The following is a 1,695-nucleotide window of genomic DNA, read 5'->3' as shown; positions in this document are numbered from 1 at the left end:
AGAAGCCGTATGCCTATCGATCATGAGCGCGGTTCTGATCGAACGGGGTCCCAAGTCGAGTGATCTTGGCCGCGCGGGCGCATGAAAGCAGGACCTCCGGTGCAGCACGAGGGTTGCGAAGCCAACTCGAGTGCCAGGAGGCCCTGTTGTCCCAGTCTTGCGTGACGGACCTGTTCCCGTCCAACTCCCGCGTGTCGGCGTGCGATTGCCTCGCTCACCGGTTCGGGAACGCGGCCGACCGCCCGGAGAGGGCGCCGGTGTATCCCTCCGACATGACGGATGAGGAATGGGCGGTGGTGCGCGACGCGATGCCGGTCCCGGCCTGGCTGGAGGGCCGGGGCGGACAGCCGGAGGGCTACTGCCACCGGCAGATGCTGGACGCGATCTTCTACGTCACCGACAATGGGATCAAGTGGCGCTCCCTGCCTGTCGATTACCCGGCATGGGACCGCGTATACGCCTACTTTCGCAGGTGGCGACGGGCGGGCCTGGCCCGGGAGTTCCATGACCGGCTGCGCGGAAGGGTCCGTGAGGCCGAGGGCCGTCAGCCAGAGCCGACGGCAGCGATCATCGACTCGCAGTCGGTGAAGGGCGCCTCCTCGGTGCCCGCCGCCTCACGCGGCTACGACGGCGGCAAGAAGATCAACGGAAGGCGCCGGCACGTCATCACGGACAGCATCGGCCTCGTCTTGATGGTGCTGGTGACGGCCGGACACGTGACCGACCGGCAGGCCGCCCGCGTCATGCTGCCCCATCTGCGGGCGCGGTTCCGCACGATCACGCTGGTGTGGGCCGACGGCGGCTACACCGGCCGCCTGGTCGACTGGGCGAAGGAGAAACTCCAGCTCACGCTGGAGATCGTCAAACGCAGCGACGACATGAAGGGGTTCGTGGTGCTGCCGAGAAGGTGGGTGGTCGAGCGCACCCTGGGATGGCTGATGCGCTCGCGGCGCCTGGTGCGCGACTTCGAGACACTGCCCGCCTCCAGCGAGGCGTTCATCTACTTCTCGCAGGCCATGCTCATGAGCCGCCGTCTTGCCCGGACAGCCTCCCGGCCCCGGCAGGAGCGGTCACAGTGGACTGCCGCGGCGTGAACCGTCCAGACGGCGACACCGCCAGCCAGCCCCGCTCGGCCAGGCGCCTTGCCTTGGACCGCACCCCCTCGATCTTCGCCGGCACCAACTCCAGCCCCAGCCCGGATGCGATCTCCTTCGCCGACACCCCCTCACCGCCTCCCGGACCTGACTCCACCAGCTCCACGATCCGCCGGTAATCCGGCGCGAGCGCCTCCGCCGTCGCCCCCTCCCCGAAGTGCGGCACGATCGACCCCGCAACCGGGACCTTCACCGCTGTGGTCTCCGGCACCGGTTCCGGCGCCTCCCGCACGGCCGTATCCGCCGCATCACCGCGGGCGGCCAGGGCCTCGGCCAGCTCCGCCCGAGCGATCGCCCGGCGGTCCAACACCGCCTCGGCCGCGGCGAGTTCGGACAAGACCCGGTCCGCCTCCACCTGAAGTTCCTCCACCCGCACCCGGGCAACGGCCTCCCGCTCCTCCAGCAACCCCATCACCGACGCCACCGGCCACCTCCGCATCATCGAGGACGAACTGATCGCCCGAACGCTCCCACGACGGCATCGGAACCATGCCTGAGCAGCGGAAACTCAGTGATCACATCCGGAAAGACAACGGCTTCT

Annotated in this window: 2 protein-coding genes; one reads left to right on the top strand and one right to left on the bottom strand. The window is 69.0% G+C overall.

Features of this window, described 5'->3' with window-relative positions; all coding sequences use genetic code 11:
* The first annotated feature begins 272 nt into the window (after positions 1-272).
* On the top strand, positions 273-1,094 hold the full coding sequence (locus ACIRVK_RS45495; protein WP_404258050.1) for an IS5 family transposase: 822 nt from the start codon (positions 273-275) through the stop codon (positions 1,092-1,094).
* On the opposite strand, the gene ACIRVK_RS45490 is transcribed toward ACIRVK_RS45495, so the two are convergent.
* On the bottom strand, positions 1,021-1,578 hold the full coding sequence (locus tag ACIRVK_RS45490) for a hypothetical protein (protein ID WP_404258048.1): 558 nt from the start codon (positions 1,576-1,578) through the stop codon (positions 1,021-1,023). The two genes, ACIRVK_RS45495 and ACIRVK_RS45490, sit on opposite strands and share 74 nt — an antisense overlap.
* Between the last annotated feature and the right edge of the window lie 117 nt (positions 1,579-1,695).

It is taken from the genome of Streptomyces sp. NPDC101152, from assembly GCF_044768275.1.
GTDB lineage: Bacteria > Actinomycetota > Actinomycetes > Streptomycetales > Streptomycetaceae > Streptomyces.
The sequence above is the reverse complement of the archived record's forward strand: the minus strand, read 5'-3'. Positions and strand labels throughout refer to the sequence as shown.